Origin of the sequence: Microbacterium sp. Y-01 (assembly GCF_003856715.1) — a bacterium.
GTDB lineage: Bacteria > Actinomycetota > Actinomycetes > Actinomycetales > Microbacteriaceae > Microbacterium > Microbacterium algeriense.
Genome location: NZ_CP024170.1, coordinates 533,394 through 559,576, shown reverse-complemented (window position 1 = coordinate 559,576; position 26,183 = coordinate 533,394). Strand labels below are relative to the sequence as shown.

Genomic DNA, 26,183 nt, shown 5'->3' with positions numbered 1-26,183 from the left:
GAATGCGCTGGCAGGGACAGAAGGTCGGAGAGACGGATGCCGCGGCGCTCCCCGGCCTCGAAGACCGGTCGAGCGTCCTGCGATCGGTGACCACGCCCGAGTTCGCGGGGATGACGTTCCACGAGGTGCTGTCGAAGTCGGCGCTGAACCACGTGCCCGGTGCGTCTCGCATGCCCTTCGCGTGGACCATCAACCCGTACCGCGGCTGCTCCCATGCCTGCGTCTACTGCTTCGCCCGCGGAACCCACGAGTACCTCGACCTCGACGGCGGCGCGGACTTCGACTCGCAGATCGTCGTCAAGGTCAACGTGGTCGAGGTGCTCGAGCGTGAGCTGCGCAAGGGCAGCTGGGCGCATGAGACCGTGGCGCTCGGAACGAACACCGACCCGTACCAGCGGGCGGAGGGCCGCTACAAGCTCATGCCGGGGATCATCGAGACTCTCGCCGCCTCCGGCACCCCGATATCGATCCTCACCAAGGGCACGCTCATCCGCCGCGACATCCCGCTGCTGGTGAAGGCCGCGCAGCGGGTACCGGTGGATGTGCAGATGTCGATCGCGATGTACGACGACGAGCTGCAGAAGGCGATCGAACCGGGAGCCCCGACGACGCAGGCCCGGCTCGACACGGTGCGTGCGCTGGCCGACGCGGGCTTTCCCGTGACCGTGTTCCTCATGCCGATCATGCCGCACATGACCGACTCGCTGGCCGCGATCGACAGCGCCCTGGTCCGCATCAAGGAGGCCGGAGCGCGCTCGGTGATCTACGGTGCGCTGCACCTGCGCCCTGGCGTGAAGCCGTGGTTCTTCGAGTGGCTCGGCGCGCACCGCCCCGACCTCGTCTCCTCGTACCGCGGACTGTACCCGGGTGCTTCGGCCGAGGCGCCGAAGGGGTATCGGCAGTGGCTCGCCAAGCGTGCGCGTCCTCTCATCCGCATGCACGGGCTCGACGGCCGGCACGAAGACGACTATCCCCGGCGCGGGTTCCGGCCGGGGCAGGGGCACGTGCAGACGAGTGCTCCCACGGCGGGCCCGGTGATCTTCACGCCGAGCGCGCGGGCCGCGGCCTCCCCCGCCCAGCCGATGCTGTTCTGACCCGTCCGGCACCGTCCTCTCGGCCGCGTAGGCTCGATGACCATGGCCATCGGTTCCACAGTCCACACGTTCGAGGTGCAGCTCGCCGACACGGATCGAGGCGTCTACGAGGACTATTCGCTGCGCGTGGCGCGCCATCCGTCCGAGACCGACGCCTACATGCTGACCCGCGTGCTCGCCTACGGTCTCGAGTTCGCGGAGGGCATCGCGTTCGGTGGGAGCATCTCGTCGACCGAGGAGCCGGCCGTCCTCGTGCGGGACATGACAGGGCTGATCACCGTCTGGGCGGAGATCGGAGCGCCGGACGCCGAACGGCTCCATCACGGGAGCCGACTGGCGGAACGGACCGTGGTGTACACCCACCGCGACCCGTCGAAGGTGATGGCCCCCTGGACGGATAAGCGCATCCACCGCCGCGAGGACCTCCGCGTCCGCAGTTTCGATCCCGGCTTCATCGACACCGCCGCCGCTCTGATCGAGCGCCGCAACACCATGACCCTCACCGTGACCGAGGGCGTCCTGTACCTCGACCTCAACGGCACGAGTCTGACCTCCGCGGTGCACGTGCACGAGCTCCCCTGACGCACCGCGTTCCCCCCCCCGTTCCATCGCCGAGTGCACGCGTTCTCGCCGAGCGCACGGCTTCTTCACGCGCACATCCCGTGCGCTCGGCGGCATCCCGTGCACTCGCGGCCGGCTGGTCACGCGCACGACGAAGGCCCCGCCCCGCGAGCGAGCGGGACGGGGCCTTCGGGGAGGAGGGTCAGGCGGTCAGGGTGGCGGCGGTCGGCACGCGACCCGCGATCTCCTCGATCACGTCGTCGTCCAGACGGGCGTTCTCGAACGGGGCGTCGATCTCGGCGCGGTCGAGCAGCTCGGTCATGCGGCGCTGGCGCTGGCGCGTGATCAGCGTGACGACGCGACCCGAACGACCGGCACGACCGGTGCGACCCGAGCGGTGCAGGTACGTCTTGTACTCGTCGGGGGCGTCGGCCTGGACGACCAGGTCGATGTCGTCGACGTGGATGCCGCGGGCGGCGACATCGGTGGCGACGAGCACGTTCACGCGACCGGAGGTCAGACGCTCGAGGTTGCGCGTGCGCTTGGCCTGGTTCAGGTCTCCGTGCAGCGAGACGGCCGGGATGCCGGCGTCGTCGAACTGCTCGGCGAGCATGTCGGCGTAGGCGCGGGTGCGGGCGAAGACGAGCGTCTTGCCGTCACGGTCGACGAGCGACGTGAGGATGTCGGCCTTGTCACGGTGCTCGATCACGAGCACGCGGTGCTCGATCGTGCTGGACTCCTGGTCTTCACCGGCAACTTCGTACACGGCCGGGTCGACGAGGAATTCGTCGACGAGAGCCGCGACCTCGCGGTCCAGCGTGGCCGAGAAGAGCAGCTTCTGGCTGCCCTCCGCCGTGTGACGCAGGATGCGCTGCACCGGCTCGACGAAGCCGAGCTCGCACATGTGGTCGGCCTCGTCGAGCACCGCGATGCGGCAGTCCGAGAGGTCGAGCTTGCCCTGGTTGATGAGGTCCTCGACGCGGCCGGGGGTACCGATCACGATGTCGACGCCCTTCTTCAGCGCACCCACCTGGCGGCCCTGCGGCACGCCACCGTAGATCTGCGTGGTGAACAGGCCGACGCTGCGGGCGATCGGCTGGATGGTGCGGTCGATCTGCAGGGCGAGCTCGCGCGTCGGTGCGAGGATGATCGCGCGCGGCGACCGTCCGAACTCGCGACGCTTGCCGGCCTGCGACTGCAGCACGCGCTCGACGAGCGGTGCGCCGAAGGCGATGGTCTTGCCGGATCCGGTGCGGCCGCGGGCGAGCACGTCGCGTCCACCGAGCACGGCCGGGATGCTGGCCGCCTGGATGGGGAACGGAGTCGCCGCCCCCATGTTCGCGAGGGTCTCCACGATGTTGGAACCGAGCCCGAGGTCGCCGAAGGTCACACCGTCGACCTCGACGGCCGCCACGGACTTGGCCTCGAGGCGCTCGTGCACCACGTCGTCCGTCGGCTCGAACGCGGCCTTGGGCTTGGCGTTCCAGTCGTTGCGGGTGGGACGCTCGTCACGGCGCGGACGCTCGTCACGGCGCGGACGCTCGGTGCGGTAGGCGCCGCCGGTCGAGGGACGCTCGCGCCCACCCTCGAACGAACGCTGGGTGCGGTCGCGGTCGAAGGCACGGCGTGCGCGGTCGGCGTCGTAGGAGCGCTCGGGGCGCTCGCCGGCGCGGTCGTTCGTCCTGCCACGGTCGCCGGAGCGGTCGTCGCGGCGCGGACGGTCGTCACGGTCGAAGCGCGGACGGTCGTTCCCGCGGTCGTTGTACCGGGGGCGGTCGCCGCCACGCTCGCTGTCGAAGCGCGGCCGGTCGTTCCCGCGGTCGTTGAACCGAGGACGCCCGCCATCGCGGTGGTCGTTGTCGCGGAAGCCCTGGCGCTGGGATCCGCCGGAGCGGTCATCGCGACGCGGACGGTCGTCACGATCGAACCGGGGGCGGTCGCCGCCACGGTCGTCGCGGTAGGTCCCGGGGCCGGTCGGGCGCTGCCCGGCGCGGTCGTCCCGGCGTGCGCGGTCGTCGAAGCGTCCGGAACCGGCACGGTCGCCGAACCGGGGACGCTCCGCGCGCTCGTCGAAACGGGGGCGCTCGTCGCGGCGGTGCGGCGCGTCCCGACGGCCGGACTCGGCCCGATTGCGGATGCCGCGGGCCTCGTCGCGACCGGCACGCTCCGAGGCGCTCCAGCGACGCTTGGGGGCGCCGGACTCTGCCTCTTCGGGACGGTATCCGCGGTGACCGGCACTGCGGCTGCCCGGTCGACGGTCGTAGCCGCCCGCCGCAGGTGCGGAGCGGCGGTCGCCGGCATCCGCGCGTCCGCCGCGCTCGTCGCGTGCGGGACCGCCGTTGTGGCGCTCGTGGAAGGAGGTCTTCTTCGCGCCGTAGCGCGGTTCGAAGTTGGCGGACGGACGCCCGCCGCGGGGCTTCTTGTTCTTCGGCATTGCGGTGTCTTTCTGTGTTCTCGCACGAGAACAGCGCCGCGCGCACGCGCAAGCACCCTGCGCAGGATCGATGGTCGACCAGCGGGGTTCCGGACTGTCAGCGGCCGGGGCCATTCATGTGATGGTTGATTAGCGTCGAGCGACGCTCACCATCGGCCCCTTGACTCACACTTCATACACAGAAAACGTCCGCGCCAACGCGCGGGTGTCCGAAGCCGACCGTACAAGTGTAGCCGGTGCGCCTGGGAGAGTGCCGACCGCGCGTGTGGTCATACGATGTCGAAGTGAACTCCGCATCTCCCACCGGCACCCAGATCGACCTTCGCCTCGGCGACGTGACCGCGCAGATCGCGCAGGTCGGGGCATCCCTCCGTGCGCTGCAGATCGGCGGGGTCGACCTCATCTCGCCGTATCCCCTCGATCGTCCGACGCCGTCGTGCTCCGGAGTGGTCCTGGTTCCGTGGCCGAACCGGGTGCGGGACGGGCGGTGGGACGACGACGGCACGGCGCGCGCCCTCGCCATCACCGAGCCGAAGCTGAACAACGCCAGCCACGGCCTTCTCCGCTTCACGGCGTACGAGATCTCGCAGACCGCGTCCGAGGCCGTCCTGCGCGCGACGATCGTGCCGCAGACCGGGTACCCGTACCTGATCGAGACGGAGGTCGTGTACACGGTGGCCCCCGACGGCATCGAGGTGACGCACACGCTCACGAACCGGTCCGATTCCCCGGCTCCCGTCGCGCTCGGCACCCATCCGTTCGTGACGATCGGCGACGTGGATCCGCATGATCTGGTGCTGCGCGTTCCGGCACAGACGGCCTTCGTGACGGACGACCGCATGCTGCCCACAGGCACGCGCCCGGCTGAGGCGGCTCTGCGAGACGGAGTCCGCGTCGGCGATGTGTCCCTGGACACCGGCTTCACCGACCTCGCGCGCGACGCGGACGGACGCGTGCGCCACTCCCTCACCGCCCCCGACGGCCGCCGCGTGACGCTGTGGCAGGGCGAAGGCTTCGACTACGTGCAGGTGTACACGGCGACGAACTACCCCGGCACTCCGCTCGCTGTCGCGATCGAGCCGATGACGGCTCCCGCCGATGCGTTCAACAGCGGTCTCGGCATCCGTCGCCTCGCTCCCGACGAGACCTGGACGCTCCACTGGGGCATCGCCCTGAGCTGAGGCCGCCCCACTCGGCGAGTGCACGGCTCGACGCCGAGTGCACGGGATCGGTGCGTGCGGAACCCGTGCACTCGGCGCGAAGCCGTGCACTCGGCGCCGGAGACCCCCGCAGGACCCTCCGGCGCACGGGCTACTCGCCGCGCTCGCGGAGTTCGCGTCGCGTGATCTGCGGGGCGTGGGGCAGACCGGACGCGTCGATCAGGACGGCGTCGCCCGCCCCGGGCGCTGCGGGACCCACCGGAGCATCCGGGCTCGGCGTGCCCGCGTCCCCGGAGCCTCCGGCGCGGCGTGCGGCCCGTCGCTCCTTCGCCCCCTCGACGAGGTTGTAGAGGGTGGGCAGCACGATCAGCGTCAGCACCGTGGAGGAGATCAGGCCGCCGATCACGACGATCGCGAGCGGCTGCGAGATGAATCCGCCGTGGCCGGTGATGCCGAGCGCCATCGGCGTCAGCGCGAAGATCGTCGCCAGCGCGGTCATGAGGATCGGCCGCAGACGCTTCTCCCCGCCGGCCTTCACCGCCTCGACGGTCGACAGCCCCTTCTCGCGGTACTGGTTGACGAGGTCGACCAGCACGATCGCGTTGGTGACCACGATGCCGATGAGCATCAGCACACCGATCAGCGAAGCGACGCCCAGGGGAACACCCGTGACGATCTGCAGCAGGATCGCACCGGTCGCCGCGAACGGCACCGACACGAGCAGCAGCAGCGGCTGACGCAGCGACTTGAACGTCGCGACCATCACCACGTAGACGATCAGGATGGCCGCGAGCATCGCGAGTCCGAGCTGCGAGAACGAATCGGCCTGCTGCGAGGCGACGCCGCCGACCTCTGCGGATGCGCCGTCCGGAAGCTCCGCCGCGGCGAGCGCCTCGGTCACGGACTGGGTTGCGGTGGCGAGGTTGTCGGATGCCGGCGGCACGGTGATCGTCGCGGTCCGGCGACCCTGCTCCGTCGTGATGGACGTGGGTCCGTTGCGCTGCTCGACGGTCGCGATGTCCTGCAGCTGCACGATGCCGGCAGCGGTCGGGATGGCGAGCTGCTGCAGCGCCTCGATCGTGGTCGGCGGCTCGGGGTTGACGATGTACACGGTGAGCGCCGTGTCGTCGATCTCGACCGATCCGGCCTGCTGCGGGCGCATCGTGTTGGACACGATGGAGCCGACGGCGACCTCGGAGAGGCCGACCTGGGCAGCCGCCTCGCGATCGACGACCACCGCGATGTAGGGCAGGGCGGCGGCGAGGTTGTCGGTGACCTGACCGATGCCGTCTCGTCCGTCGAGCTCGTCCACGACCGCGGAGGTCGCGGTCGTCAGGTCGTCGCCGGTCGAGGCCGACACCGTGATCTCGATGTCGCTCGAACCGAAGCCCGCGGAGGCCGCGACGCTGACCTCGCCGACCTCGTCGCCGAGTCCGTCGATCGCGTCCTGCACCTCGGCGCGCAGCTTCTCCTGGTCGGCGTCGCCGTCGGTGAGCACCGAGTAGGTGATGCCGGCACCGCCGGAGAACGCGTCGCGCAGGGCGGATCCGCTGGATCCGATCGACGCCTGCACGTGCTCGATGCCGTCGATGTCGAGAAGCGCATCCTCGACGGACACCGCGGCGTCGGACTTCGCCTGCAGGCTCGCGGTCGGGCCGAGATCCTGCGTCACGGTCATGGTGTTCTGGCCCGAGTCGCTGAGGAAGTTGATCTTCATCAGCGGGGCGGCGGCGAGCGTGGCGCCGAGCACCACGACCGCGAGGATCACCGTGATGCCGGAGTGCTTGAGCGTCCAGCCCAGGATCGGCCGGTAGACGCGCTGCAGCTGCGTGGGCGGTGCGTCCGGGTGCTCGGGGTCGATCGCATTGCCGTGCTCGTCGAGCAGGGGCTTGCCCGGCTTGAGGAACCAGTAGGCGAGCACAGGGACGATCGTCAGCGCCACCAGGAGCGACGCGACCATGGCGATGGTGACGGTCATGGCGAACGGCCGGAACAGCTCGCCGACCATGTCGCCGACGAACACGATCGGCAGGAACACGGCGACGGTCGTGATGGTCGACGCGGTGATGGCCATCGCGACCTCGCGCACGGCGAGCCGGATGGCGTCGCCCTTGTCCGCATCGCCGACGTAGTGGCGCTTGATGTTCTCGATCACCACGATCGAGTCGTCGACCACGCGCCCGATCGCGATCGTGAGGGCGCCGAGCGTCAGCACGTTGAGCGAGTATCCGAACGCCTGCAGCCCGATGAACGTGATGAGCACGCTGGTCGGGATCGAGATGGCGGTGACGAGGGTCGACCGGATCGACATCAGGAAGACGAGGATGACCAGCACGGCGAAGACCAGGCCGAGCAGACCCTCGGTCGCGAGGGTCTCGATCGACTGCACGATGAACGGCGCCTGGTCGAAGATGACCGTGAACTCGGCGTCGGGGAAGGCGTCTCCGATCTCGTCGAGCGCCGCGATCACGCCGTTGGAGACCTCGACCGTGTTGGCGGCGGGGAGCTTGGTGATCGAGATCGACAGCGCGTCCTTGCCGTCGACGCGCGAGATCGAGGTCACCGGGTCGGACTCCTGCACGACGGTCGCGACGTCTCCGATGGTGAGCGCCGAGCCGACGAGCGGGAGCGCCGCGATCTCCTCCACCGAGGTGATCTTCGCGCCGGTCTGCACCGTGAGCGTCTGTCCGTCCTGGGTGATGTCACCGCCGGGGAACAGGGTCCCGTTCTGCTCGAGCGCGGAGCTGATCGCCTGTGTGCTCTGGCCGGATGCCGCGAGTTTCGCCATGTCCGGAGTGATGGTGACGCGCTGGCCGACGCCGCCGACGATCTCGGCCGCGTTCACCCCGTCGACGTCTTCGAGCTCGGGGATCGCGACGTTCTCGAGCTGCGCCTGCGCGTTGTCCGCGTCCTCGAATCCGGTCACCGCGACCTGGATCACGGGGAAGTCGTCGATCGACACCGACAGCACCTGCGGGCTCACGTCTTCCGGCAGGGTCGAGGAGATCCGGTTGATCGCCTGCTGGATCTTCTGCTCGGCGGTGGCGAGATTCGTGCCGTAGGAGAACATGGCCTGCACGATCGACGCGTTGGTCGTGCTGGTCGCGGTCGTCGACTCGAGGTCGGGCACGCCCTGGATCGCGGCTTCGATCGGCGTGGAGATGTCGTTCTCGACCACCTCGGGCGAGGCTCCCGGGTACGTGGTCATGACCACGAGCGCCGGAAGCTCGAGCGAGGGGATGAGCTCCTGCTTGAGGTTGGTGAGCGCGAGCCCGCCGAACACGGCCGCGACGATCGTGATGAGGGCGATGAGAGCGCGGTTCTTCAGGCTCAGGATGGCGAGTTTCGACAAGGCGGCTTCCTCGGTGTCAGGGTGTGGCTGTCGCTGCGGAGGGGGTGGAGAGGGGATCTCCGAGGATCCGCGCCAGTGCGGTCTCGATGAAGGACTGTTCGAGGCGGGCGTCGCGGACCTGCATGCTCCACATGACACCGTCGATGAAGATCATCGCCGCTCGGGCCCGGTCTTCGCCATAGGTCGGCTCGAGCAGTTCGACGAGCCGATCCGACAGGTGCCTCGCGAGCTCGCGGAGCCGAGGGTCATGCACGGCTGCCGTGACCACGGCGCGGTCGGCTTGGACGGCGCGGTGGTCATCCATGCTCTCGAAGACGAGCGCAGCGATCACGTCGGGACTGTCGCCCCGCTCGGCGATCGTCTGCCGGACGCCGTCGAGACGCGCGTCCACCTCTTCCGCGAGTGCCCGGAACGCCGCCGCCCTGAGGTCGTCGAGCGTGGCGAAGTACTGGGTCGTCGCCCCGAGGGGCACGGCGGCGCGGGCGGCGACCATACGGTGCGTCACGGCGTCGGCACCCACCTCGACGATGAGTTCTGCCGCGGCGGTGACGATCTCCCGACGGCGCGCTTCAGGGTCGCGACGACGCCGCTCCCCGTGCTTCATCCCGCCCCCTTGGACATCCGTACATGTACGTTTGTACATTCGCTCCGATGTGAGGACGCTGAGAGCCCATTCCGGAATTCCGCGATGAAGCAGCCCGGGAAGGCGGGGGATACGCGAAACCGTGCGACCGTGGTGCGGAGCCAGGGAGGATCATGTTGAGCAGATCACTCAGAGCCACGATCTGGGGAGCGGCATCCGCGCTGGTGTTCGCGGGCATCCTGTTCGTACAATCCGCGTTCGGTGATGCGGTGATCGAATCGGATCAGGGACGAGGCGCGCCGGGGTCTGGCGTGGTTCTCTGGATCGCGTTTGCGCTGCTCACGGCAGCGCTGATCGTGACCCTCTCCCTGTTCTTCCGAAACCTCGCTCTCGCGCTCGAAGCCCGCCGCAGGCCTGATCCACGCTGAGCGCCGCAGGGATATCCGATCCGGCGACAGCGGCTTCGCTCACCCCGTCACGCCCGCACGGCCTCGACCTGGCCGCGCTCGAAGTAGGCGACGAGGTCGGGGTCCAGCGGCGGAATCTCGATCGCGGAGCCGTCACCCCGCAGCGACGCGGTCGCGAGGATCCCCGCCGCCACGGCCTCGCGCGCGGCGACGGGCGAGGTCTCGGTGAGCCCGCCGTGCCGGACGAAGCGCAGGAACTCCGCGACGAGCAGGGCGTCCGCACCGTCGTGCCCGGCGTCTGGCACCTCGGGAACGATGAAGGTCTCATCCGCCGCCGCCGCTCCGGCATGCCGCCGATTCCACAGCTTGACCTCGCTGCCGGCCACGTCGCCGAAGTTCTCGATGCGCCCCTCGGTGCCGATCACCGTGTAGTTGCGCCAGTAGTCGGGCGTGAAGTGGCACTGCTGGTACGACGCGAAGATCCCGCCCTCCAACTGCATGTTCACCATCGAGATGTCCTCGACGTCCACGACGGGGTGCAGTCCCGTCAGCGCGGTCGGCGGCCAGTTGTCCATGCTGAACCAGTCCGGCATCCGCTCGCCCGTGCGGTCGCGGCGGTCGGTGATCTCGCCGTAGACGCTCAGCGCTCCCATCGCCGAGACACGCTCGCTGTAGGCGCCGGCGAGCCAGTGGATGATGTCGATGTCGTGGGCGCCCTTCTGCAGCAGCAGTCCCGTCGTGCGGCGGCGATCCGCGTGCCAGTCCTTGAAGTAGAAGTCGCCGCCGTGTCCGACGAAGTGCCGCACCCACACGGCCTTGACCTGTCCGATGCGTCCGCTCTGGATCAGCCCGCGCATCAGCGTGATCACCGGCATGTGACGCATGTTGTGTCCGATGTAGAGTCCGGTGCCGGTGCGGCGTGCGGTCTCGAGCATCCGGTCGGCGTCGGCGAGGTCGATCGCGAGGGGCTTCTCGCAGAACACCGGCACCCCGGCTTCGAGGGCGCGGATGCTGAGCGCGGCGTGCGTGTCGTCGGGGGTGAGCACCATCACGGCGTCGACGCCCGAGGAGAGCAGTTCGTCGAGCGAGTCGGTGATGAGCGCGTCCGGCATGAGGAGACGGGCGTCCTCACGAGCGCGCAGGGCGAGGTCGCACACGGCGGTGATGCGCGAGCCGTGCCCTGGCCGATGCACCTCCTCCTGGAGGGTCGAGCGCGCGCCGAAGCCGATGATGCCGATCTGGAGATCCACGATGGTCCTTCTGTGTGATGAGTCTGTGCGGGATGCCGAGGTCAACGGGCCCGCGGTGCGGGGGCGTCGAGGTCGGTGGATCCGCCGGGGAAGAGCGTCCATGCGAACTCGTGCAGGCGCCCGGATGTCGGGTCGGTCTCGAGGGCGCGGTCGACGATGATGCGCGCCTGCCGCTCGTAGAAGTCGGTCGGGCCGACGGTCGTGAGGGTGGGCGCGATCAGGCGGGCGTCCGGGGTGTTGCCGACGCCCACCACCGCGACGTCGTGCGGCACGCGGAGGCCGAGCATGTGCGCGGCGTTGATGGTGGCGATCGCGGCGAAGTCGGTCGTGGCGTACACGGCGTGCGGACGGTTCTCACCCGTCAGCAGTTCGACCGCGGCGGTGAAGGCGCTCGCCTGGGTGTCCGCGTAGGTCACCGTCCACGCAGGCTCGGGCACGATGCCGGCGGCAGCGAGCTTCTCGACATACGGCGTGTAGCGAGTCACCTGCTCCTCGGCGAGGCGCACGGCCCCCTCCGCGGCGATGCATCCGATCGCGGTGTGCCGCTCCAGCAGATGATCCATCGCGATCTCGCAACCGGGGATCGCGTCGGAGCGGATGACGTCGAAGCCGTCCGGTTCCAGATGCTCGGAGAACACCACCAGGCGCTGTCCGCGGCGTACGAGGTCGGCGAGGTCCTTCCGCGCCGCGTCGTCGAGCCCGACACCGTCGAGGTAGGCCACGTCGCTCTCGACCCGGTCGAGGGCCGCGTGCCAGTCGCCGTCCGCGAGGATCAGCGTGGTGAGCCCGTGCCTGTTCGCCTCGGCGTTCACGGCATCGGCCACGGCCAGGGACCAGGGGTCGCTCAGCATGTGCAGCGACAACTGCACCATGCCGCTGCGACCGGTGCGGATCGCCCGCGCCGCGCTGTTCGGTCGGTAGTTCAGCTCCTCGGCGGCAGCCATCACCCGCGCCGCCGTGGCTTCGGCGACGCCGGCCCCGTTCGCCCCTGAGCGACCGGAGAACACGTACGACACCGTCGCCGTCGACACTCCCGCCCGCTCGGCGACCATCCTCAGGGTCGGACGACGCGGCACCTGATGCTCGCTCTTGGCCATGCCTCAGCCCTTCGATCCGCTGAACGCGATGCCCTGGATGAACTGTCGCTGCAGCACCATGAAGGTCACCAGCATGGGCAGCGTCGCCAGCAGCGCGCCCGCCATCAGCACCGGATAGTCCGTGCCGTGGATGCCGACGAGCTGCGACAGGCCGACCGACAGCGGCATCTTGGCGGGATCGGTCGTCACGATCAACGGCCAGAGCAGATCGTTCCAGGACCACAGCACAGTGAACACCACAAGTGCGATGATGCCAGGCTTCGCGAGCGGAACCATGATCCGCCAGAAGGTCTGCCACGGATTCGCGCCGTCGATGCGAGCGGCCTCCTCGAGCTCGGCGGGCATCGACATGAAGAACTGCCGCATCAGGAAGGTCCCGAAGGCGCTGAAGATGCCGGGCACGATGAGCGCCTGCAGCGTGTTGAGCCAGCCGAGCGACTGGATGATCTCGTACTGCGGCAGCAGATAGAGCTGCGACGGCACCATGAGCACCGACAGGAACACCACGAACAGGGCGTTGCGGCCGGGGAACGGGATGCGTGCGAACGCGTAGCCAGCCATGGTGCAGAGCACCACCTGACCCACTGTGCGCCCGACCGTGAGCCACACCGAGTTCAGGAACATCTGCGCGAACGGCATCGAGTCGAACACCTCGGCGAAGTTGGTGAACACCCATTCGCGCGGCAGGAACGACGGGGGCACCTGCACCGAGTCGGACAGCGTCTTGAACGAGGTGAGCAGCTGCCAGACGAAGGGGAAGACCATCAGCACCGCGCCGACGAGGAGCACGAGGTGCACGATCCAGAGACCGCGGTTCTTGGGCTTCCCTGCCCCGGAGCGCGCGGGCTTCGCGCCCACGATGGCGCGCGTGTCGAGCGAGACGTCACTCATAGTGCACCCACTTCTTCTGCAGACGGAACTGCACGATCGTGAGGATCAGGATGATCACCAGCAGCAGGAAGGCGACGGCAGCCGCGTAACCGCGGTCGTTGTCGAGGAAGCCCGCCTCGTAGAAGAGGTAGACGACGGTGCGGGTGTTCGGCATAGCCGGGTTGCTGCGTCCGAGCATCATGTAGATCAGGTCGAACACCTGCAGCGCCCCGATCACGCTGATGACGCTGACGAAGAAGATCGACGGCGACAGCAGCGGGATCGTGATGGAGAAGAACTTGCGCACAGGACCGGCGCCATCCAGGTCGGCCGCCTCCATGATCGTGTCGGGGATGCCCTGGAGCCCGGCGAGGAAGATGACGATGTTCGTGCCGAGTCCCGCCCAGATGCCGACGACGGCGATCGCGATCAAGGCCGTGTTCGGATCGGTGAGCCAGCTGCGCCCCTCGATGCCGACGGCGGCGAGCGCGGCGTTGAGCACGCCGTAGTCGCCGTTGTAGATCATGCGCCAGATCAGCGCGATCGCCGCGGGCATGGTGACGACGGGGATGAAGTACAGCGTGCGGTAGGCGCTGCGCCCCTTGAGTCCTGTGGTGTTCAGCAGCGCGGCGATACCGACCGCGAGCGGGATGCCGACGAGCGCGATGACGGTGTAGATCGCGGTGTTGCGCAGTGCCCCGATCAGTTCGGGGTCCTGGAACAGGCGCGTGTAGTTCTCGATGCCCACCCATTCGGATCCGCCGAACGGACCCGACTTCGTGAACGAGATGATGAGCGTGCGGACGGTCGGCCAGAGGTAGAAGGCCGCGATGCCCAGCGCCGTGGGTCCGAGGAAGACCAGTGCCCACCAGGGTGACGCTCCGGGACTCCGTCGACGGCGGCGGGGGGCGGATGCCGGGGGCGCCGGCATCCGCTCCGCACTCTCGACCGCGCGTGGCGCGATGACGGTCATGAGGTCACTCCTGCTCGGCGTCCAGGGCCGCCTGCATCTGGGCGGCGAGGTCCTGGAGACCCTCCTTCGGCGAGACCGCACCCGACCAGACCTGCGAGAGCACCTCGCTCTCGATGCTCGTCCACGCCGAGGTGTTCTTCGACACCGGGTAGGGCACGGCGTTCTCGAGCGCGTCGATGTAGACCTGCAGGTCGTACTGCGGCAGGGCGTCGACCCAGGCCTGCTGCGTCCCGTCGAACGCGGGGATCACGGTGCCGGTCTCGGCCTGGATCTTCGCGGCCTGCTCCCCGGAGGCGAAGGCGGCGAACTGCTTGGCCTCGGCGAGGTGTGCGCTCTTGGCGTTGGCGACGTTGCCGACGCCGTGGATCACGCTCTGGTTGCCCTCCGCTCCGGCGGGAAGCGGAGCGACGTCGACGCTGCCGCCGATGTCGGCGTTGTCCGCATAGGCGATGGCCGCCCACGATCCGTTCTGGAACATGGCGACCTTGCCGGAGAGGAAGAAGTCCTCGGGGTTCGTGTCGGTCATCTGCTGCGCCGTGGGCGAGGACCCCGCGGCGATCAGGTCGGTCCACAGCTCGATGCCGGCGAGCGCCTCCGGCGACCCGTAGCCGCTCTTCGTGCCGTCGGCGGAGATCACCTCGCCGCCGGCCTGCGCGATCGAGTTGTAGAAGTTCTCCTGGCCGTACTGGCTGGCGGCCACGCCGAACTGCCCCTTCGCGGGGTCGGTGAGCTTCGCCGCTGCGGCCGTGAAGTCCTCCCACGTCCAGTCGGCGGAGGGATACTCCACACCGGCCGCGTCGAACAGCGTCTTGTTGTACCAGAGCGCGACGGTGTCGAAGTCCTTCGGCGCTCCGTACAGCTCGCCGTCGTAGGTGTAGAGGTCGATCAGACCCTCCGGGTAGTCGCCGGCGTCGATGCTGCCGTCATCGAGCGGTGCGAGCTGTCCGTTCGAGGCGTAGAGCTGGAAGTTCGGGCCGTTCATCCAGAAGACGTCCGCCGCGGAGCCACCCGTCGCGGCGGTCTGCAGCTTGGTGAAGTACTCCTTGTACGGGGTCACCTGGATGTCGATCGTGACGTTCGGGTGCTCCTTGGTGAACGCGGCGGCGATGTCCTCCATCGCGGGCTTCTGGTTCTCGTCCCAGATGGCGTAGCTCAGAGTGACGTCTCCGCCGGATTCGGCACCGGCCGACCCGGAGGAGCAGGCGCTGAGGGCGAGGACGGCGACCGCGGATGCGGCGAGGGCGCCCAGGGCGCGGCGGGTCGTGCGGGGCATCGATGTCTCCTTCGACAGGTGCGGAACAGCGGGGACCGGACGTGTTAACCGTTTAGCGTTAAACGATTAGCAAGGAGAGTACCCGGAGGCGCACGAGCACCGCAACCCTCGATTACAGAATGGAGCCGAGAGCCAGCCCGAGCCCTGCCGCGAGCAGGCCGAGCAGCAGCATCCCCACCGCGTCGAACGCCGCCGCCGGTCGCTCGCCGTCGCGCCACAGCGCCACCGCGTCGAGCATGGCCGTGCTGAAGGTCGTGTACCCGCCCAGCAGCCCCGCGCCCAGAAGGACCGCGGCCCCGGGCAGTGCGGCGGTGACGAGTCCGAGCGCGAACGAGCCGCTGAGATTCACCAGGAGGATGCCCCACGGGAAGCGACGGCCCGCGAGCCGGGCGATGCCCAAATCGACGAGGTACCGCAGCACCGCTCCGACTCCTCCGGCGAGCGCCGTCCCGAGGAAGAGCAGGGGGCTCATGCCGCCCTCCGTGCCCGCGGTCTGCCGAGGCGGAGTCCCAGCGCTGCAGCGGCGAGACCCAGCACGAGGCTGCCGGCGGCATACGCGAAGGCGAGCAGCGGCGCGTGCGTCCACAGCGCGAGCGTGCCCGTCATGAAGGCGCTGTAGGTCGTGAACCCTCCCAGCACGCCGGTCCCGAGCAGCAGCCGCAGGTCTGTCGCTGCCGGAAGTCGTGCCGCGAGCACCCCGATCAGGAAGGCGCCGACGATGTTGGCGAGCAGCACGGCGACCGGGAAGCCTCCACCGTCGGGAAGCGCGAGGCTCAGGCCGAGTCGTGCCGCGGTGCCGACCGTACCGCCGAGGGCGACCAGGAGCAGGCGGCGGACTTTCACGTTCGCCACTGTAGTCGCGCCTGACAGCCGAGCGACGCGATGTCAAGGCCGTGGAGTCGCCGCACCACCCGCCGTTGACTGCTGCCATGAGGCCTCTGTGGAAGCTCGACCAGACTCTGCCAGCCGGATCCCCGTTCGACCCCGGTACCCGACACGACGTCGTGATCGTCGGCGCAGGGCTCACCGGCCTGTCCACGGCAGTGATGCTCGCCCGTGCCGGCCTGGACGTCGCGGTGATCGAATCCGGTGAGGTCGCCGAGCTCGCATCCGGCGGCAACACCGGCAAGCTCTCTCTCCTGCAGGGCAAGCAGCTCGCCACGATCCGCCGGCATCATTCGGCATCGCTCGTGCAGGCGTATGTCGACGCCAACCGCGCCGGCATGGACTGGCTCCTCGGATTCGCCGACTCGGCCGGCGTCCCGTACACCCGGCGCACCGACCACACGTATGCGCAGGGGGCGGACGGCATGACCGCCGTCAACGACCAGCACGCCGCCGCCCGCGAGGCCGGACTGTCGACACGGCTGCTCCACCAGCACGAGCTCTCGACGCCCTTCCCGGCCGCCGGCGCCGTGGCTCTCGACGACCAGGTGACGATCGACCCCGTGGCCGTGGCACATGCCCTGGCAGCGGAGCTCCTTGCGAGCGGCGGAACGCTGCACACCGGCATCCGCGTCACCGGCGCGCACGCCCTGCCCGACCCGCGGGTCGAGACCACGGCGGGGCCGATGTTCGCCGAGCACATCGTGCTCGCCACGGGGACCCCGATCCTCGATCGCGGACTCTACTTCTCCAAAGTGCAGGGGATGCGGTCCTACTGCGTCTCCTTCCAGGTCTCCGGAGGCGTCCCGGATGGCACCTTCATCTCGGCCGACAGTCCGACCCGCTCGATCCGGCCGGTCTCCACCGCCGACGGCCCCGGGGGCACGGCGCAGCTGGTCGTGGGCGGCAACGGCCACCCGGTGGGCCGCTCGGACGGCGAGACCGCCGCGATCGAGGACCTCATCTCCTGGACGCGCCTGCACTTCCCCGACGCGGAGGAGACACACCGCTGGTCCGCGCAGGACTACCAGTCCCACAACCTGATCCCCTTCGTCGGCGCACTGCCCCGCGGGCTCGGGCACATCCGGCTCGCGACCGGGTACGCCAAGTGGGGGCTGTCGAACGCGCCCGCCGCGGCCCTGCGCCTCACCGAGGAGATCATCGGCACGCGACGGAGCGAGCGGCCGTCGTGGATGATCCGCATCGGCACGCGCCTCACGGTCCCCGCCGACCTCGCTCGCGGGGCCGTGGAGGGCGGCAAGGTCGCAGCGGCGGCGACGAAGGGCTGGGTCGAGGCGGAGAGCCGGCCGGTCCCCGTCCCGCAGCCCGACGAGGGCGAGGGCGTCGTCGCCAACCGCGGCGGTCGCCCGGTCGCGATCTCCACCGTCGACGGGGTCACGCGCGCGGTCAGCGCCGTCTGCACCCACCTCGGCGGCGTGCTCGACTGGAACGACGCCGAATGCACGTGGGACTGCCCGCTGCACGCCTCCCGCTTCGCAGCGGACGGCACCAGGATCGAGGGCCCCGCGCTCCGCGATCTGGATGAGATCCCTCGCGTCGCCGAGGGGTGAGACCTAGACGCCGCGCGCTAGCGGAGCGGCTCGTCCCAGCCCTGCTGCGGGGCGTCGCAGTCCTCGCGGAACACGTACTGCGAGACGAGCTTGCGCTGGCTGCTCGACCAGTCGATCGCGGGGCGCCTCTGCTCCGGCGGCAGGTATCCGAGTCGGTACACGGCCATGAGCTCGAGGTCATCCGGCACCCGCAGCAGCCGCACGATCTCGTCCCAGCGCCCCGGCGCCTCCATCGGGAACGAGATGAACTGGATGCCCATGCCCAGCTCGACCGTCGTGAGCCACACGTTCTCCATGGCCGCGCCCATGCTGAACACGGAGTAGAACGACGACAGCTGCCCCGGTCGGTACTCGCTGCGGTCGAGCATGACGCCCAGCAGCAGCGGCGATCCGGCGACGAGCTTCCGGTTCTCCGACCCCAGCGTCTTGGGCACCCCGAAGGTGTTCATCAGGGCCTGGCCGCGTTTGGTGAAGACCTGCGACGTGAACGGCCGAAGCGGTGCGGGGAGCTTGTCGAACAGCATGCCGCTGCGCTTCTCCTCCATCTCCGCCTCGCTGAAGCGGAAGTACGGCTTGTACCGCTCGAAGAACGTGCCGTTCGACATCGCCTCGGTCATGCTCTCGCCGGAGATGCGCGCGATCTCGTCGATCGTGTCGCGGCTCTCGATCACGACGAACCGCCACGGCTGGCTGTTCAGCTGCGACGGCGCGCGACCGGCCGCTTCCAGGAGGATGCGCTGATGCTCCTCGGAGACCGGGTCGGGCAGGAAGGCGCCGTTCGTGGTCTTGCGGCGGCGGATGGCGTCGAGCAGTTCCATGTGTTCACTTCCGGTCGGCGGAGCGCGAGAGCACGAGTCCCGCGAGGACGAAGGGCGCCGCCGCGAGGGCGACGAGCGGATGGCGGCGCGTGTGCGTGCCGAGGTACGGGATCGCGGCGAGGGGTGCGGCGGCGGGCAGGAGCGCGAGTGCGGCGCGGCGGCTCGGTCGGCGCGGCGACCCCCAGAGGCCGGCGCTCAGCGCCACAGCGGTCGTGAGGCACGTGGCGATGTACAGCAGGTGATGCAGCCACCGGAAGTTCCGGGTGTCCACGACCCGGGCGGCGACGGCTGCGCCGAGAGCGCAGTTCGCTCCATAAGCGGTGGCCGCGGCGACGAACAGCGGCGCTGCGTCCATGCGCCGGTGTCCGTGAGCCATGCCCCGACCCTACGCCTCGCCCACCCCCCGATCGCCCCCCTTGCGCCCCGCCCGCCGGTTCGGTACCACCCCGGTTCCGGTCGCGATATGACAGCCAAATCGGCGCCGATGGCTGGCATATCGCGACCGGAGCGGGGTCGGCTCAGAGGTTTCCCTCCGCATACACGCGGAGGGCGTCGCGGACGAACTCCGCCCCGTGCGTCCCACCGGACGACGTGGCGTAGTTGGCGCCGAAGCGCGGATCAGCGACGTACATCTCGCCGAGTCCGACGACGTACGCCTTGACCGATGCGTCCGGACCCTGCGCCTGCCGAGCGGCGGCCGCAGGGGTGCCCGGGATGCCGGTCAGCCACTCGACGTGGCGTCGCGCGAGCTCCTGCGCCTCGGTCGACGCAGGGTCGATGCCGCTCTCCGCGGCTGCGACCCAGTCTCGCCCGAGGTCGGACACGCGCTGCTGCCAGTCCGCTCGCTCGGCGTCGGTCATCCCGCGCCACCAGCTGTCGCTGTCGGCGTAGGCCTTCGCGCCCCAACGCTCCTCCACCTCCTCCCGATGCCGGGTGTGGTCGAAGCCGTCGAACATGTTCTCTGCCATGAGGTTCTCACCTCCTCTCAGTGCTGTGATGGTGGTCTCGACCGACGCGATCTGCCGCGCCAGCCGGGTCTGTTCCTCGCGCAGCAGCGCGAGATGCGTTTCGAGTGCTCTCGCCTCGCGCTGCTCTGCACCCTGCGTGACCGAGTCGGTCGGCGGGCCGAGGACGTCGGCGATCTGGGTCAGTCCGAGTCCGAGCTCCCGCAGTAGCAGGATCCGCTGCAGGCGCACGAGCGCCGCGCTGTCGTAGTGCCGGTAGCCGTTGTGCGCGATGCGCGAGGGCGGCAGCAGTCCGATGTCGTCGTAGTGACGCAGCGTCCTGCTCGTGGTGCCCGCGAGTCGTGCGATCTCCTGGATCGACCAGTCCCGTCTCATTCCTGCCTCCCTTCCCTGACCTCTGCTTCTCTCTACCGCCGACTCTATTTGTTGACGTTGCGTCAAGGTCAAGCTCGAACATCAGGCCGCTCCGGTCGCGATATTCCAGCCAAAAGCCCCGCCTATGGCTGGAATATCGCGACGGGAACGGGGATGGGGTTGACACAGACGAGATATATCGTGTTATCGTCGGAGAACACGATATATCGTGACCCTCGAAACCAGGAGAAGCACATGACCGAGAAGTGGCTCATCGCCCCCGGCGAAGAACGCGTCATCGACATCGAGTCCGTCACCCGCCTCAAAGTGGGTCTGGTCGGCGGGCAGGTCGATGTCATCGCCCACGACGAACCGGGCATCCGCATCGAGGTGCACGGCGTCACCACCAAAGACCTCCGCATCGAAGCCCACGACGGCGAGGTGGAGATCGACCACCCGCAGCTGGGATGGGACAACTTCCTCGAGGTGTTCCGGAACTTCGGATCCGGCGGCCCCCGTGCCGAGGTGAGCGTCGCCGTCCCGCGGTCCGTCGCCCTGAACCTCGGCGTCGTCAGCGCCGGCGCGCTCGTGTCCGGACTCCGCAACGACACACGCCTCAACACCGTGTCGGGTGACATCATCGTCGACACGCTCATCGGCGACCTGACGGTGAACTCCGTCTCGGGAGACGTGCAGGTGCGCGGCCTCACCGGCTCGATCAGCGCGAACAGCGTCTCGGGCGACGTGGCCGTCACGGGTGCCGTGCGCAAGGCCACGATCGACATCGTCTCGGGAGCCACCCTTGTCGACGCCGCGGGCGATGTGAACACGATCACCGTGAACTCGGTCTCCGGCGGAACCACCGTCCGTCTCGACGAGTCGCTCGCGGCGAACTACGTGATCCGCACGCTCAGCGGACGCCTCCTGATCGACGGCGTGGAGCGCAGCTCCTCCGGCCCCAGCAACTTCACCGGGACGACGGGCGAGCTCGCGGGACGCTTCGTCGATCTGCGCGCGAACTCCGTCTCCGGCGGGGTCACGGTGCTCCGCCGCACCCCGGCATCCATCGAGGACGACGCGGAGTGGGAAGCATGAGCCCCGCAGTCTTCTCCCACGGCGACCTGCGCCTGTACCTGCTGTCCCTGCTCGCCGAGTCGCCCCAGCACGGCTACGGCATCATCCAGTCGCTGACCGATCGCACGGGCGGCACGTACACCCCCAGCGCCGGCACCATCTACCCCCGGCTCGCGAAGCTCGAGGAGGACGGCCTGGTCACCAAGACCGTCGACGGTCGCACCACGATCTACGCGATCACGGAGGCCGGGCGCACGGAACTGGCCGCGCGGGAGAACGACCTCGCCGGCATCGAGGCTGGTCTCACGGATTCGGTGCGACTGATCGCGACGGAGGTGCGCCAGAGCGTCCAGGACGCGATGAAGAGCCTTCGGGCGGATCTCGCCGCTGCGGAGAAGGACGACCGGACCGCGGCGAAGAGCCGCCCCCGCACGGCATCCGACGACTCCCGGCTCCTGAGCCGCGAGGAGATGCATCGGGCGGACGCGATCATCAACGCGTTCCGTGCCCGTGTGCGCACCGACCTGCGCACGCATGTCGCGAAGGGCGGATCGCTGCCCGCTTCCGTGGTGACGGACCTCGAGTCCGCGCTCGACGAGGCTGCGCGGGGTGTGACGGTCGCCCTGAGCTCACCCGGCCACTGACCCGAGCCGCTCCCGTCGCAGAAGGTGTCGGTACCCGCGAGGGTCACCGGCACCTTCTGCCACGGGAAGGGAGGCCGACGGGCGAGTGCTACTCGGGCCAGATCTCCTTCTGCTCGTCCGGAACGGACTCTCCGAGCGGGACGACGAGGATCGAGCGATGCTGTCGATGCGCGAGCCGCGCGGCGACGGAGCCGGTGAAGAACTCCCTGATCGACTCGCCGATGCCGCGTTTACGCGTGCCGACCACGATCAGCTGCGCGTCGAGCTTGTTGGCGAGCTGCTTGATGGCGAGCGCCGGGTCTCCGACCAGCTGTCGCGCCGTCCAGGTGACATCCGTCCCCGCGAGCATCTTCGCCGCCGCGGCCTCCACGGCCTCGAACTCGGCCGCACCCGCGTCGAAGTTGATGTCGATGGGAGCGGAGTGCACGTAGCCGTCGGGGTCCTCGTAGGTGACGAACCGCGTCACGTCGACGTGCGCGATCACGAGGGGCGCGCCGAGCAGTCGCGCGTAGCGCACGGCCTCGTGGATCACATGCGGGTCCTGATCAAGCTGCATGCCGACGATGACGGCCCGCTGCAGCGCCGCGTTCTGTGCGGCCTCTTCGGAGGGAGTGGAGGTGCTGTCGGTCATGAAGATCGTTCCCTTCACCAGCCTGGCGTCAGCCAGAGGGTCTTACCCGCGTGCTATTCTGAATGCTACTCTTACCGGCCTCGAGCCGGTGTCGTGAATAATGCCCCGGGCCTCATCCGCCCGCGGCTTGACTCGTGAGGGGGTCTCGCGCATGGGCCGTGGCCGTCAGAAGGCGAAACACACCAAGATCGCCCGCGAACTCAAGGCGTACAGTCCGTCGGTGAACTACTCCGCGCTCGAGCGCGAGCTGGCTCACCCGACGGACGAAGACGCTTACGTCGACAAGTGGGCGGACGACTATGCCGACGAAGACGAGGACGAACTAGAGAAGGCCTGACAGCCGATCTGGAAGAAACACCCGCACGCTGTGCGGGTGTTTCTTCGTGTCTGCACGCGGTTTCCGTTCCGGCCGCGAGCGGAACGCAGGGCGCGCCGGCCCGCCCTGGCGAATCGCGCCCCGGCGACGCACGCGCGCAGAGCGTCACCGCGCCAGGTCGTCGGAGCGCGAATGTCAGCGCTCTCCAGCATTCCAGAAGATCCCCCAATTTCGTGGTGCTCCAGCGCTTGTGAGCGCAAACATTTTCTGATTTGATGTGCATGTGATCGACGACGCTCCGGCGTCAGCCCCCGCACCGGGCGGTCCGAAGAACATGACCTCAAAGAGGAGAACAGCATGGCAATCACCCCTCGCTTCACCCGCACCGCCGCGATCGTCGCTGTCGGCGCGGTGTCGGCCTTCGGCCTCGCAGCCTGCTCGTCCGGCGACTCCGGTGGCGGCTCCGCCGACGGCGAACCCGTCACGATCGAGTACCTGCACCGCCTCCCCGACGGCGAGGGCATGACGCCCACCTCCGAGATCGTCGCCCGCTGGAACGCCGATCACCCCGACATCCAGGTGAAGGCGACGAAGTTCGACGGCAAGTCGAGCGACATGATCCTGAAGCTCGAGACCGACGTGAAGGCCGGCAACGGCCCCTGCCTCGCGCAGACGGGATACTCCGAGGTGCCGCAGCTGTTCGTCAAGGGGCTGCTGCAGGACGTGGCCGACGAAGCCACGAAGTACGAGGACGACTTCTCGGCCGGAGCGTTCAGCGCGATGAAGGTCGGCGACGCCATCGTGGGCCTCCCCCAGGACACCGGCCCCCTGGTGTACTTCTACAACGAGGCCGAGTTCACGGCGCTCGGGCTCGACGCTCCGAAGACGCTCGACGATCTGACGGCCGACTCGGCCACGGCCACCGCGGCCGGCAAGTACGTCACCGCCTTCACGTCCGACGAGGCACAGAACTGGCTCGCCGGCCAGTCGGCAGCGGCCGGCGACACCTGGTTCAGCACCGCCGGCGACGAATGGAAGGTCGACGCCCAGGGCGCGGGCTCCGAGCGTGTCGCCGCATTCTGGCAGGGCCTGCTCGACAGCAAGCAGACCCTGGCGACCGAGCGCTGGGGCGAAGGCTTCACCGCCGCACTGAACGACGGCAGCCTCATCGGCCACATCGGCGCCGCATGGGAGGCCGGCTTCCTCCTCGACTCGCTCGACGGCACTCCCGCCGAGGGCCAGTGGCGCGTCGCCCAGCTCCCCGACTTCGGAGCCGGCGCGATGAGCGGCCCCGACGGCGGCTCCGGCGTCTCGGTCATGAAGGGCTGCGAGCACCCGGCGGAGGCCATGGAGTTCAACGACTGGTTCAATACGCAGGTCGACGACCTCGCGTCGCAGGGCCTCGTCGTCGCCGCGAAGGGCAGCGTCGAGACCCCGGAGAAGATGCTGCGCCAGTTCGGCGGACAGGACGTCCTCGCCGAGCTCGCCACCGCGACCGAGAACCTGAACCCGGACTTCCCGTACGCGCCCGGCTTCTCGACCCTCTCGAAGATGAACGAGACCGCCGCGGCCGCCGTGGCCGGCACGGCAAAGGTCGCGGACATCTTCACCACCGCGCAGGACACGGCCGTCGCGTCGCTGAAGGACCTCGGCCTCCCGGTCGCGGAGTGAGCGACCGAGAAGGCATCATCGGATGATCGACGGCGGAGTGCACGCGCAATCGTGCACTCCGCCGTCGTCTCGAGATCGAGAGGCGACACCATGGTCACAGTGACCGAGACGCGGACGACACCGGCTCCGGCACCCCGCACTCCCTCAGCCCCCGCGCGCCGACGCGGCTTCGGCACACGACGCGAGGGCCTGACGGGCTGGCTGTTCATGACGCCGTTCGCCCTGCTGTTCCTCGTCGTCTTCCTGGTGCCGATCATCGTCTCCGTGCGGTCGGCGTTCTTCGCGCAGGTCCCCTCCGGTGGGGGGCTTTACGGGGGCGGCGAGCTGGTCGACACCTTCGTCGGCCTCGAGAACTTCGTCACGGCCGCGACGAACGGAGCCTTCTGGACCGGCATGGGTCGGGTCATCCTCTACGCCGCCCTGCAGATCCCGGTCATGATCATCGCCGCGCTCGCGCTCGCTCTGCTGCTGGACTCGTTCATCGTGCGTCGACCGACCCTGTTCCGGCTCTCCTTCTTCCTGCCGTACGCCGTGCCGGGGATCATCGCCGCGATGATGTGGCTCTATCTCTACACGCCGGAGGTGTCGCCCTTCCTCCCCTACCTCCCCGAGGGGACGGACTTCATGGCGCCGGGGACCATCCTGTTCTCGATGGCGAACATGACCACGTGGACCTACACGGGCTACAACATGCTCATCTTCCTCTCGGCGCTGCAGGCCGTGCCGCGCGACCTGTACGAGGCGGCGCGCCTGGACGGAGCATCCGGCTTCCAGATCGCGATGCGCATCAAGGTGCCGCTCGTGCGCGGTGCCGCTCTGCTCGCCGTGCTGCTGTCCATCATCGGCACGATCCAGCTGTTCAACGAGCCCGTGGTCCTGCAGGCGGCGAACTCGTGGATGGGCAAGGACTTCACGCCCATGATGCTCACCTACAACACGATGATGGGCGAGCTCTCGCCCTCCGGCAGCGGCCCGGCGTCCGCCTACTCCCTGCTCATGGCTCTGATCGCGGGAGTGCTCGCGATCGTGTACGCGCTGCTGCAGCGCCGGAAGGGCGACGCATGACCACCACGCGCCTCGTCACCACAGCCCCACCCGCATCCGTGCGTCGACCGCGACGCCCCCGCGATGCGGACGCTCCGCCGCCCTCGATCGCTCCGGGACCAGCGGCTCGCGCGTTCGGCATCATCGCGCTCGTCGTCGCCACGCTGTATTTCCTGGTCCCGGTGTACTGGCTCATCGTCGCGGCGACGAAGAACAACGCCGACCTCACCTCGACCTTCGGCTTCTGGTTCGCGGACTGGAACCTCGACACCAACTACGACAGCCTGATGAGCTGGACGCAGGGGCTGTTCTGGCGGTGGGTCGGCAACTCGATGCTGTACTCCGTGAGCGCCGGCGTGATCGGCACCCTGTTCGCTGTCATGGCCGGCTATGCGATCGCGAAGTTCGCCTTTCCGGGCAAGCGCATCGCGGTGGGGGTGATCATGGCCGGACTCCTGCTCCCCGTCGCGCTGCTGACCGTGCCGCTGTACATCGAGTTCCACGCCCTCGGACTGACGAACACGATCTGGGCGATCATCATCCCCTCGGCGGTGTCTCCGTTCGGTGTGTTCCTCGGCATGGTCTACGCGCAGTCGTCGGTGCCGACCGAACTGCTGGAAGCTGCCCGCATCGACGGAGCGGGGGAGGCGAGGATCTTCTTCACGATCGTGCTGCGGCTTCTCGGCCCGGCGATGGTGACGATCTTCCTGTTCATCTTCGTCGCGACGTGGAACAACTTCCTCCTCCCGCTGATGATGATCTCGAGTCAGGATCTGAAGCCCGTCACCCTCGGCCTCTACGGCATGGTGAGCTACTTCTCCCCGGACAAGGGCGCCGTCATGCTCGGAGCGCTGCTGGGCGTCATCCCCCTCGTCCTGCTCTTCTTCACTCTGCAGAAGTACTGGCGTTCCGGCCTCGCCGCCGGCGCCGTCAAGGGCTGACCTCCCCGCTCTCCCCACCCCCCACCCACCCCACGTGTCCGCCCTCGGCCCCTGCCGAGGGCGGACTTCTGCGTTGCAGGAGCCTCGCAAATCCCGCGCGCGGGCATGACGAGTGCACGGGAAGCCCGCGAACGCACGGGACATCCACGTGGAGAAGCCGTGCGCTCGACGAGAAGCCGTGCACTCGACGGGGAGGGAGCGGCACACGAAAGGCC

Annotated in this window: 25 protein-coding genes; 11 read left to right on the top strand and 14 right to left on the bottom strand. The window is 69.0% G+C overall.

Annotated features, from left to right (window positions below; genetic code table 11):
• The first annotated feature begins 2 nt into the window (after positions 1–2).
• The gene (locus tag CSX12_RS02615; protein ID WP_124894749.1) at positions 3–1,094 is read left to right on the top strand and encodes an Rv2578c family radical SAM protein; all 1,092 of its coding nucleotides are present in this window, start codon (positions 3–5) and stop codon (positions 1,092–1,094) included.
• Between the two features lie 42 nt (positions 1,095–1,136).
• Positions 1,137–1,676, top strand: coding sequence for a YaeQ family protein (locus tag CSX12_RS02610; protein ID WP_124894748.1), 540 nt, complete (start codon positions 1,137–1,139; stop codon positions 1,674–1,676).
• A 181-nt stretch (positions 1,677–1,857) separates the two neighbouring features.
• Here the strand turns inward: CSX12_RS02610 and CSX12_RS02605 are convergent, their stop codons facing one another.
• The gene (locus tag CSX12_RS02605; RefSeq protein WP_124894747.1) at positions 1,858–4,089 is read right to left on the bottom strand and encodes a DEAD/DEAH box helicase; all 2,232 of its coding nucleotides are present in this window, start codon (positions 4,087–4,089) and stop codon (positions 1,858–1,860) included.
• A gap of 284 nt (positions 4,090–4,373) precedes the next feature.
• Here CSX12_RS02605 and CSX12_RS02600 point away from each other — a divergent pair, with 284 nt between their 5' ends.
• Positions 4,374–5,270: an aldose 1-epimerase family protein gene (locus CSX12_RS02600; RefSeq protein ID WP_017204315.1), complete on the top strand. Its 897-nt coding sequence runs from the start codon at positions 4,374–4,376 to the stop codon at positions 5,268–5,270.
• 130 nt (positions 5,271–5,400) lie between these two features.
• On the opposite strand, the gene CSX12_RS02595 is transcribed toward CSX12_RS02600, so the two are convergent.
• Positions 5,401–8,601, bottom strand: a complete 3,201-nt coding sequence (locus CSX12_RS02595) for an efflux RND transporter permease subunit (RefSeq protein ID WP_124894746.1) — start codon at positions 8,599–8,601, stop codon at positions 5,401–5,403.
• A 16-nt stretch (positions 8,602–8,617) separates the two neighbouring features.
• A complete protein-coding gene (locus CSX12_RS02590) occupies positions 8,618–9,205 on the bottom strand; it encodes a TetR family transcriptional regulator (protein WP_124894745.1) in 588 nt (195 codons plus the stop codon).
• Between the two features lie 155 nt (positions 9,206–9,360).
• Here CSX12_RS02590 and CSX12_RS02585 point away from each other — a divergent pair, with 155 nt between their 5' ends.
• A complete protein-coding gene (locus CSX12_RS02585) occupies positions 9,361–9,612 on the top strand; it encodes a hypothetical protein (RefSeq protein WP_124894744.1) in 252 nt (83 codons plus the stop codon).
• 47 nt (positions 9,613–9,659) lie between these two features.
• On the opposite strand, the gene CSX12_RS02580 is transcribed toward CSX12_RS02585, so the two are convergent.
• The 7 genes from CSX12_RS02580 to CSX12_RS02550 all read right to left on the bottom strand — a co-directional run bounded on the left by CSX12_RS02580 (position 9,660) and on the right by CSX12_RS02550 (position 15,897).
• The gene (locus CSX12_RS02580; protein WP_206427133.1) at positions 9,660–10,841 is read right to left on the bottom strand and encodes a Gfo/Idh/MocA family oxidoreductase; all 1,182 of its coding nucleotides are present in this window, start codon (positions 10,839–10,841) and stop codon (positions 9,660–9,662) included.
• Between the two features lie 41 nt (positions 10,842–10,882).
• Positions 10,883–11,938 (bottom strand): LacI family DNA-binding transcriptional regulator, encoded by a 1,056-nt coding sequence (locus CSX12_RS02575; protein ID WP_124894743.1) that lies wholly within the window; start codon positions 11,936–11,938, stop codon positions 10,883–10,885.
• A gap of 3 nt (positions 11,939–11,941) precedes the next feature.
• Entirely contained in the window at positions 11,942–12,829 is an 888-nt protein-coding gene (locus CSX12_RS02570) for a carbohydrate ABC transporter permease (RefSeq protein WP_017204308.1), read from the bottom strand.
• Entirely contained in the window at positions 12,822–13,781 is a 960-nt protein-coding gene (locus CSX12_RS02565; protein ID WP_124894742.1) for a sugar ABC transporter permease, read from the bottom strand. The genes CSX12_RS02570 and CSX12_RS02565 overlap by 8 nt, the downstream gene beginning before the upstream one ends.
• A gap of 4 nt (positions 13,782–13,785) precedes the next feature.
• Positions 13,786–15,054: a sugar ABC transporter substrate-binding protein gene (locus tag CSX12_RS02560; RefSeq protein ID WP_124894741.1), complete on the bottom strand. Its 1,269-nt coding sequence runs from the start codon at positions 15,052–15,054 to the stop codon at positions 13,786–13,788.
• 112 nt (positions 15,055–15,166) lie between these two features.
• On the bottom strand, positions 15,167–15,526 hold the full coding sequence (locus CSX12_RS02555; RefSeq protein ID WP_124894740.1) for a CrcB family protein: 360 nt from the start codon (positions 15,524–15,526) through the stop codon (positions 15,167–15,169).
• Positions 15,523–15,897, bottom strand: coding sequence for a CrcB family protein (locus tag CSX12_RS02550; RefSeq protein ID WP_241160548.1), 375 nt, complete (start codon positions 15,895–15,897; stop codon positions 15,523–15,525). The genes CSX12_RS02555 and CSX12_RS02550 overlap by 4 nt, the downstream gene beginning before the upstream one ends.
• An 86-nt stretch (positions 15,898–15,983) precedes the next feature.
• On the opposite strand from CSX12_RS02550, the gene CSX12_RS02545 reads away from it, so the two are divergent.
• Positions 15,984–17,510, top strand: a complete 1,527-nt coding sequence (locus CSX12_RS02545) for an FAD-dependent oxidoreductase (protein WP_124894738.1) — start codon at positions 15,984–15,986, stop codon at positions 17,508–17,510.
• 17 nt (positions 17,511–17,527) lie between these two features.
• On the opposite strand, the gene CSX12_RS02540 is transcribed toward CSX12_RS02545, so the two are convergent.
• The 3 genes from CSX12_RS02540 to CSX12_RS02530 form a co-directional block, all read right to left on the bottom strand.
• Positions 17,528–18,328 carry a nitroreductase family protein gene (locus tag CSX12_RS02540; protein ID WP_124894737.1) on the bottom strand — a complete coding sequence of 267 codons (801 nt, stop codon included), beginning with the start codon at positions 18,326–18,328 and terminating at the stop codon, positions 17,528–17,530.
• Between the two features lie 4 nt (positions 18,329–18,332).
• Positions 18,333–18,704, bottom strand: a complete 372-nt coding sequence (locus tag CSX12_RS02535; RefSeq protein WP_241160547.1) for a hypothetical protein — start codon at positions 18,702–18,704, stop codon at positions 18,333–18,335.
• A 142-nt stretch (positions 18,705–18,846) separates the two neighbouring features.
• Complete coding sequence (locus tag CSX12_RS02530; RefSeq protein ID WP_124894736.1) at positions 18,847–19,668, bottom strand: MerR family transcriptional regulator; 822 nt, start codon at positions 19,666–19,668, stop codon at positions 18,847–18,849.
• A gap of 234 nt (positions 19,669–19,902) precedes the next feature.
• Between CSX12_RS02530 and CSX12_RS02525 the strand changes: the two genes are divergently transcribed.
• Together CSX12_RS02525 and CSX12_RS02520 are read left to right on the top strand one after the other, a co-directional pair.
• Positions 19,903–20,742, top strand: coding sequence for a DUF4097 family beta strand repeat-containing protein (locus tag CSX12_RS02525; RefSeq protein WP_124894735.1), 840 nt, complete (start codon positions 19,903–19,905; stop codon positions 20,740–20,742).
• Positions 20,739–21,365 carry a PadR family transcriptional regulator gene (locus CSX12_RS02520; protein WP_124894734.1) on the top strand — a complete coding sequence of 209 codons (627 nt, stop codon included), beginning with the start codon at positions 20,739–20,741 and terminating at the stop codon, positions 21,363–21,365. Before CSX12_RS02525 ends, CSX12_RS02520 begins: the two co-directional genes overlap by 4 nt.
• An 88-nt stretch (positions 21,366–21,453) precedes the next feature.
• Here the strand turns inward: CSX12_RS02520 and CSX12_RS02515 are convergent, their stop codons facing one another.
• The gene (locus CSX12_RS02515) at positions 21,454–21,996 is read right to left on the bottom strand and encodes a universal stress protein (protein WP_017204297.1); all 543 of its coding nucleotides are present in this window, start codon (positions 21,994–21,996) and stop codon (positions 21,454–21,456) included.
• Positions 21,997–22,147: 151 nt separating this feature from the next.
• On the opposite strand from CSX12_RS02515, the gene CSX12_RS02510 reads away from it, so the two are divergent.
• From CSX12_RS02510 to CSX12_RS02495, 4 genes are all read left to right on the top strand, one after another.
• On the top strand, positions 22,148–22,333 hold the full coding sequence (locus CSX12_RS02510) for a DUF3073 domain-containing protein (protein WP_017204296.1): 186 nt from the start codon (positions 22,148–22,150) through the stop codon (positions 22,331–22,333).
• A 336-nt stretch (positions 22,334–22,669) separates the two neighbouring features.
• A complete protein-coding gene (locus tag CSX12_RS02505) occupies positions 22,670–23,983 on the top strand; it encodes an extracellular solute-binding protein (RefSeq protein ID WP_017204295.1) in 1,314 nt (437 codons plus the stop codon).
• A 90-nt stretch (positions 23,984–24,073) separates the two neighbouring features.
• Positions 24,074–25,048, top strand: coding sequence for a sugar ABC transporter permease (locus tag CSX12_RS02500; RefSeq protein WP_124894733.1), 975 nt, complete (start codon positions 24,074–24,076; stop codon positions 25,046–25,048).
• Positions 25,045–25,968, top strand: coding sequence for a carbohydrate ABC transporter permease (locus tag CSX12_RS02495; RefSeq protein WP_017204293.1), 924 nt, complete (start codon positions 25,045–25,047; stop codon positions 25,966–25,968). Before CSX12_RS02500 ends, CSX12_RS02495 begins: the two co-directional genes overlap by 4 nt.
• Positions 25,969–26,183 lie beyond the last annotated feature (215 nt).

Coding starts and splice junctions, on each gene's coding strand:
- CSX12_RS02615 (WP_124894749.1), top strand. CDS start 3: ATGCGCTGGCAGGGACAGAAGGTCGGAGAGACGGATGCCGCGGCGCTC.
- CSX12_RS02610 (WP_124894748.1), top strand. CDS start 1,137: ATGGCCATCGGTTCCACAGTCCACACGTTCGAGGTGCAGCTCGCCGAC.
- CSX12_RS02605 (WP_124894747.1), bottom strand. CDS start 4,089: ATGCCGAAGAACAAGAAGCCCCGCGGCGGGCGTCCGTCCGCCAACTTC.
- CSX12_RS02590 (WP_124894745.1), bottom strand. CDS start 9,205: ATGAAGCACGGGGAGCGGCGTCGTCGCGACCCTGAAGCGCGCCGTCGG.
- CSX12_RS02575 (WP_124894743.1), bottom strand. CDS start 11,938: ATGGCCAAGAGCGAGCATCAGGTGCCGCGTCGTCCGACCCTGAGGATG.
- CSX12_RS02570 (WP_017204308.1), bottom strand. CDS start 12,829: ATGAGTGACGTCTCGCTCGACACGCGCGCCATCGTGGGCGCGAAGCCC.
- CSX12_RS02565 (WP_124894742.1), bottom strand. CDS start 13,781: ATGACCGTCATCGCGCCACGCGCGGTCGAGAGTGCGGAGCGGATGCCG.
- CSX12_RS02560 (WP_124894741.1), bottom strand. CDS start 15,054: ATGCCCCGCACGACCCGCCGCGCCCTGGGCGCCCTCGCCGCATCCGCG.
- CSX12_RS02555 (WP_124894740.1), bottom strand. CDS start 15,526: ATGAGCCCCCTGCTCTTCCTCGGGACGGCGCTCGCCGGAGGAGTCGGA.
- CSX12_RS02545 (WP_124894738.1), top strand. CDS start 15,984: ATGAGGCCTCTGTGGAAGCTCGACCAGACTCTGCCAGCCGGATCCCCG.
- CSX12_RS02540 (WP_124894737.1), bottom strand. CDS start 18,328: ATGGAACTGCTCGACGCCATCCGCCGCCGCAAGACCACGAACGGCGCC.
- CSX12_RS02535 (WP_241160547.1), bottom strand. CDS start 18,704: ATGGCTCACGGACACCGGCGCATGGACGCAGCGCCGCTGTTCGTCGCC.
- CSX12_RS02530 (WP_124894736.1), bottom strand. CDS start 19,668: ATGAGACGGGACTGGTCGATCCAGGAGATCGCACGACTCGCGGGCACC.
- CSX12_RS02525 (WP_124894735.1), top strand. CDS start 19,903: ATGACCGAGAAGTGGCTCATCGCCCCCGGCGAAGAACGCGTCATCGAC.
- CSX12_RS02520 (WP_124894734.1), top strand. CDS start 20,739: ATGAGCCCCGCAGTCTTCTCCCACGGCGACCTGCGCCTGTACCTGCTG.
- CSX12_RS02515 (WP_017204297.1), bottom strand. CDS start 21,996: ATGACCGACAGCACCTCCACTCCCTCCGAAGAGGCCGCACAGAACGCG.
- CSX12_RS02510 (WP_017204296.1), top strand. CDS start 22,148: ATGGGCCGTGGCCGTCAGAAGGCGAAACACACCAAGATCGCCCGCGAA.
- CSX12_RS02505 (WP_017204295.1), top strand. CDS start 22,670: ATGGCAATCACCCCTCGCTTCACCCGCACCGCCGCGATCGTCGCTGTC.
- CSX12_RS02500 (WP_124894733.1), top strand. CDS start 24,074: ATGGTCACAGTGACCGAGACGCGGACGACACCGGCTCCGGCACCCCGC.
- CSX12_RS02495 (WP_017204293.1), top strand. CDS start 25,045: ATGACCACCACGCGCCTCGTCACCACAGCCCCACCCGCATCCGTGCGT.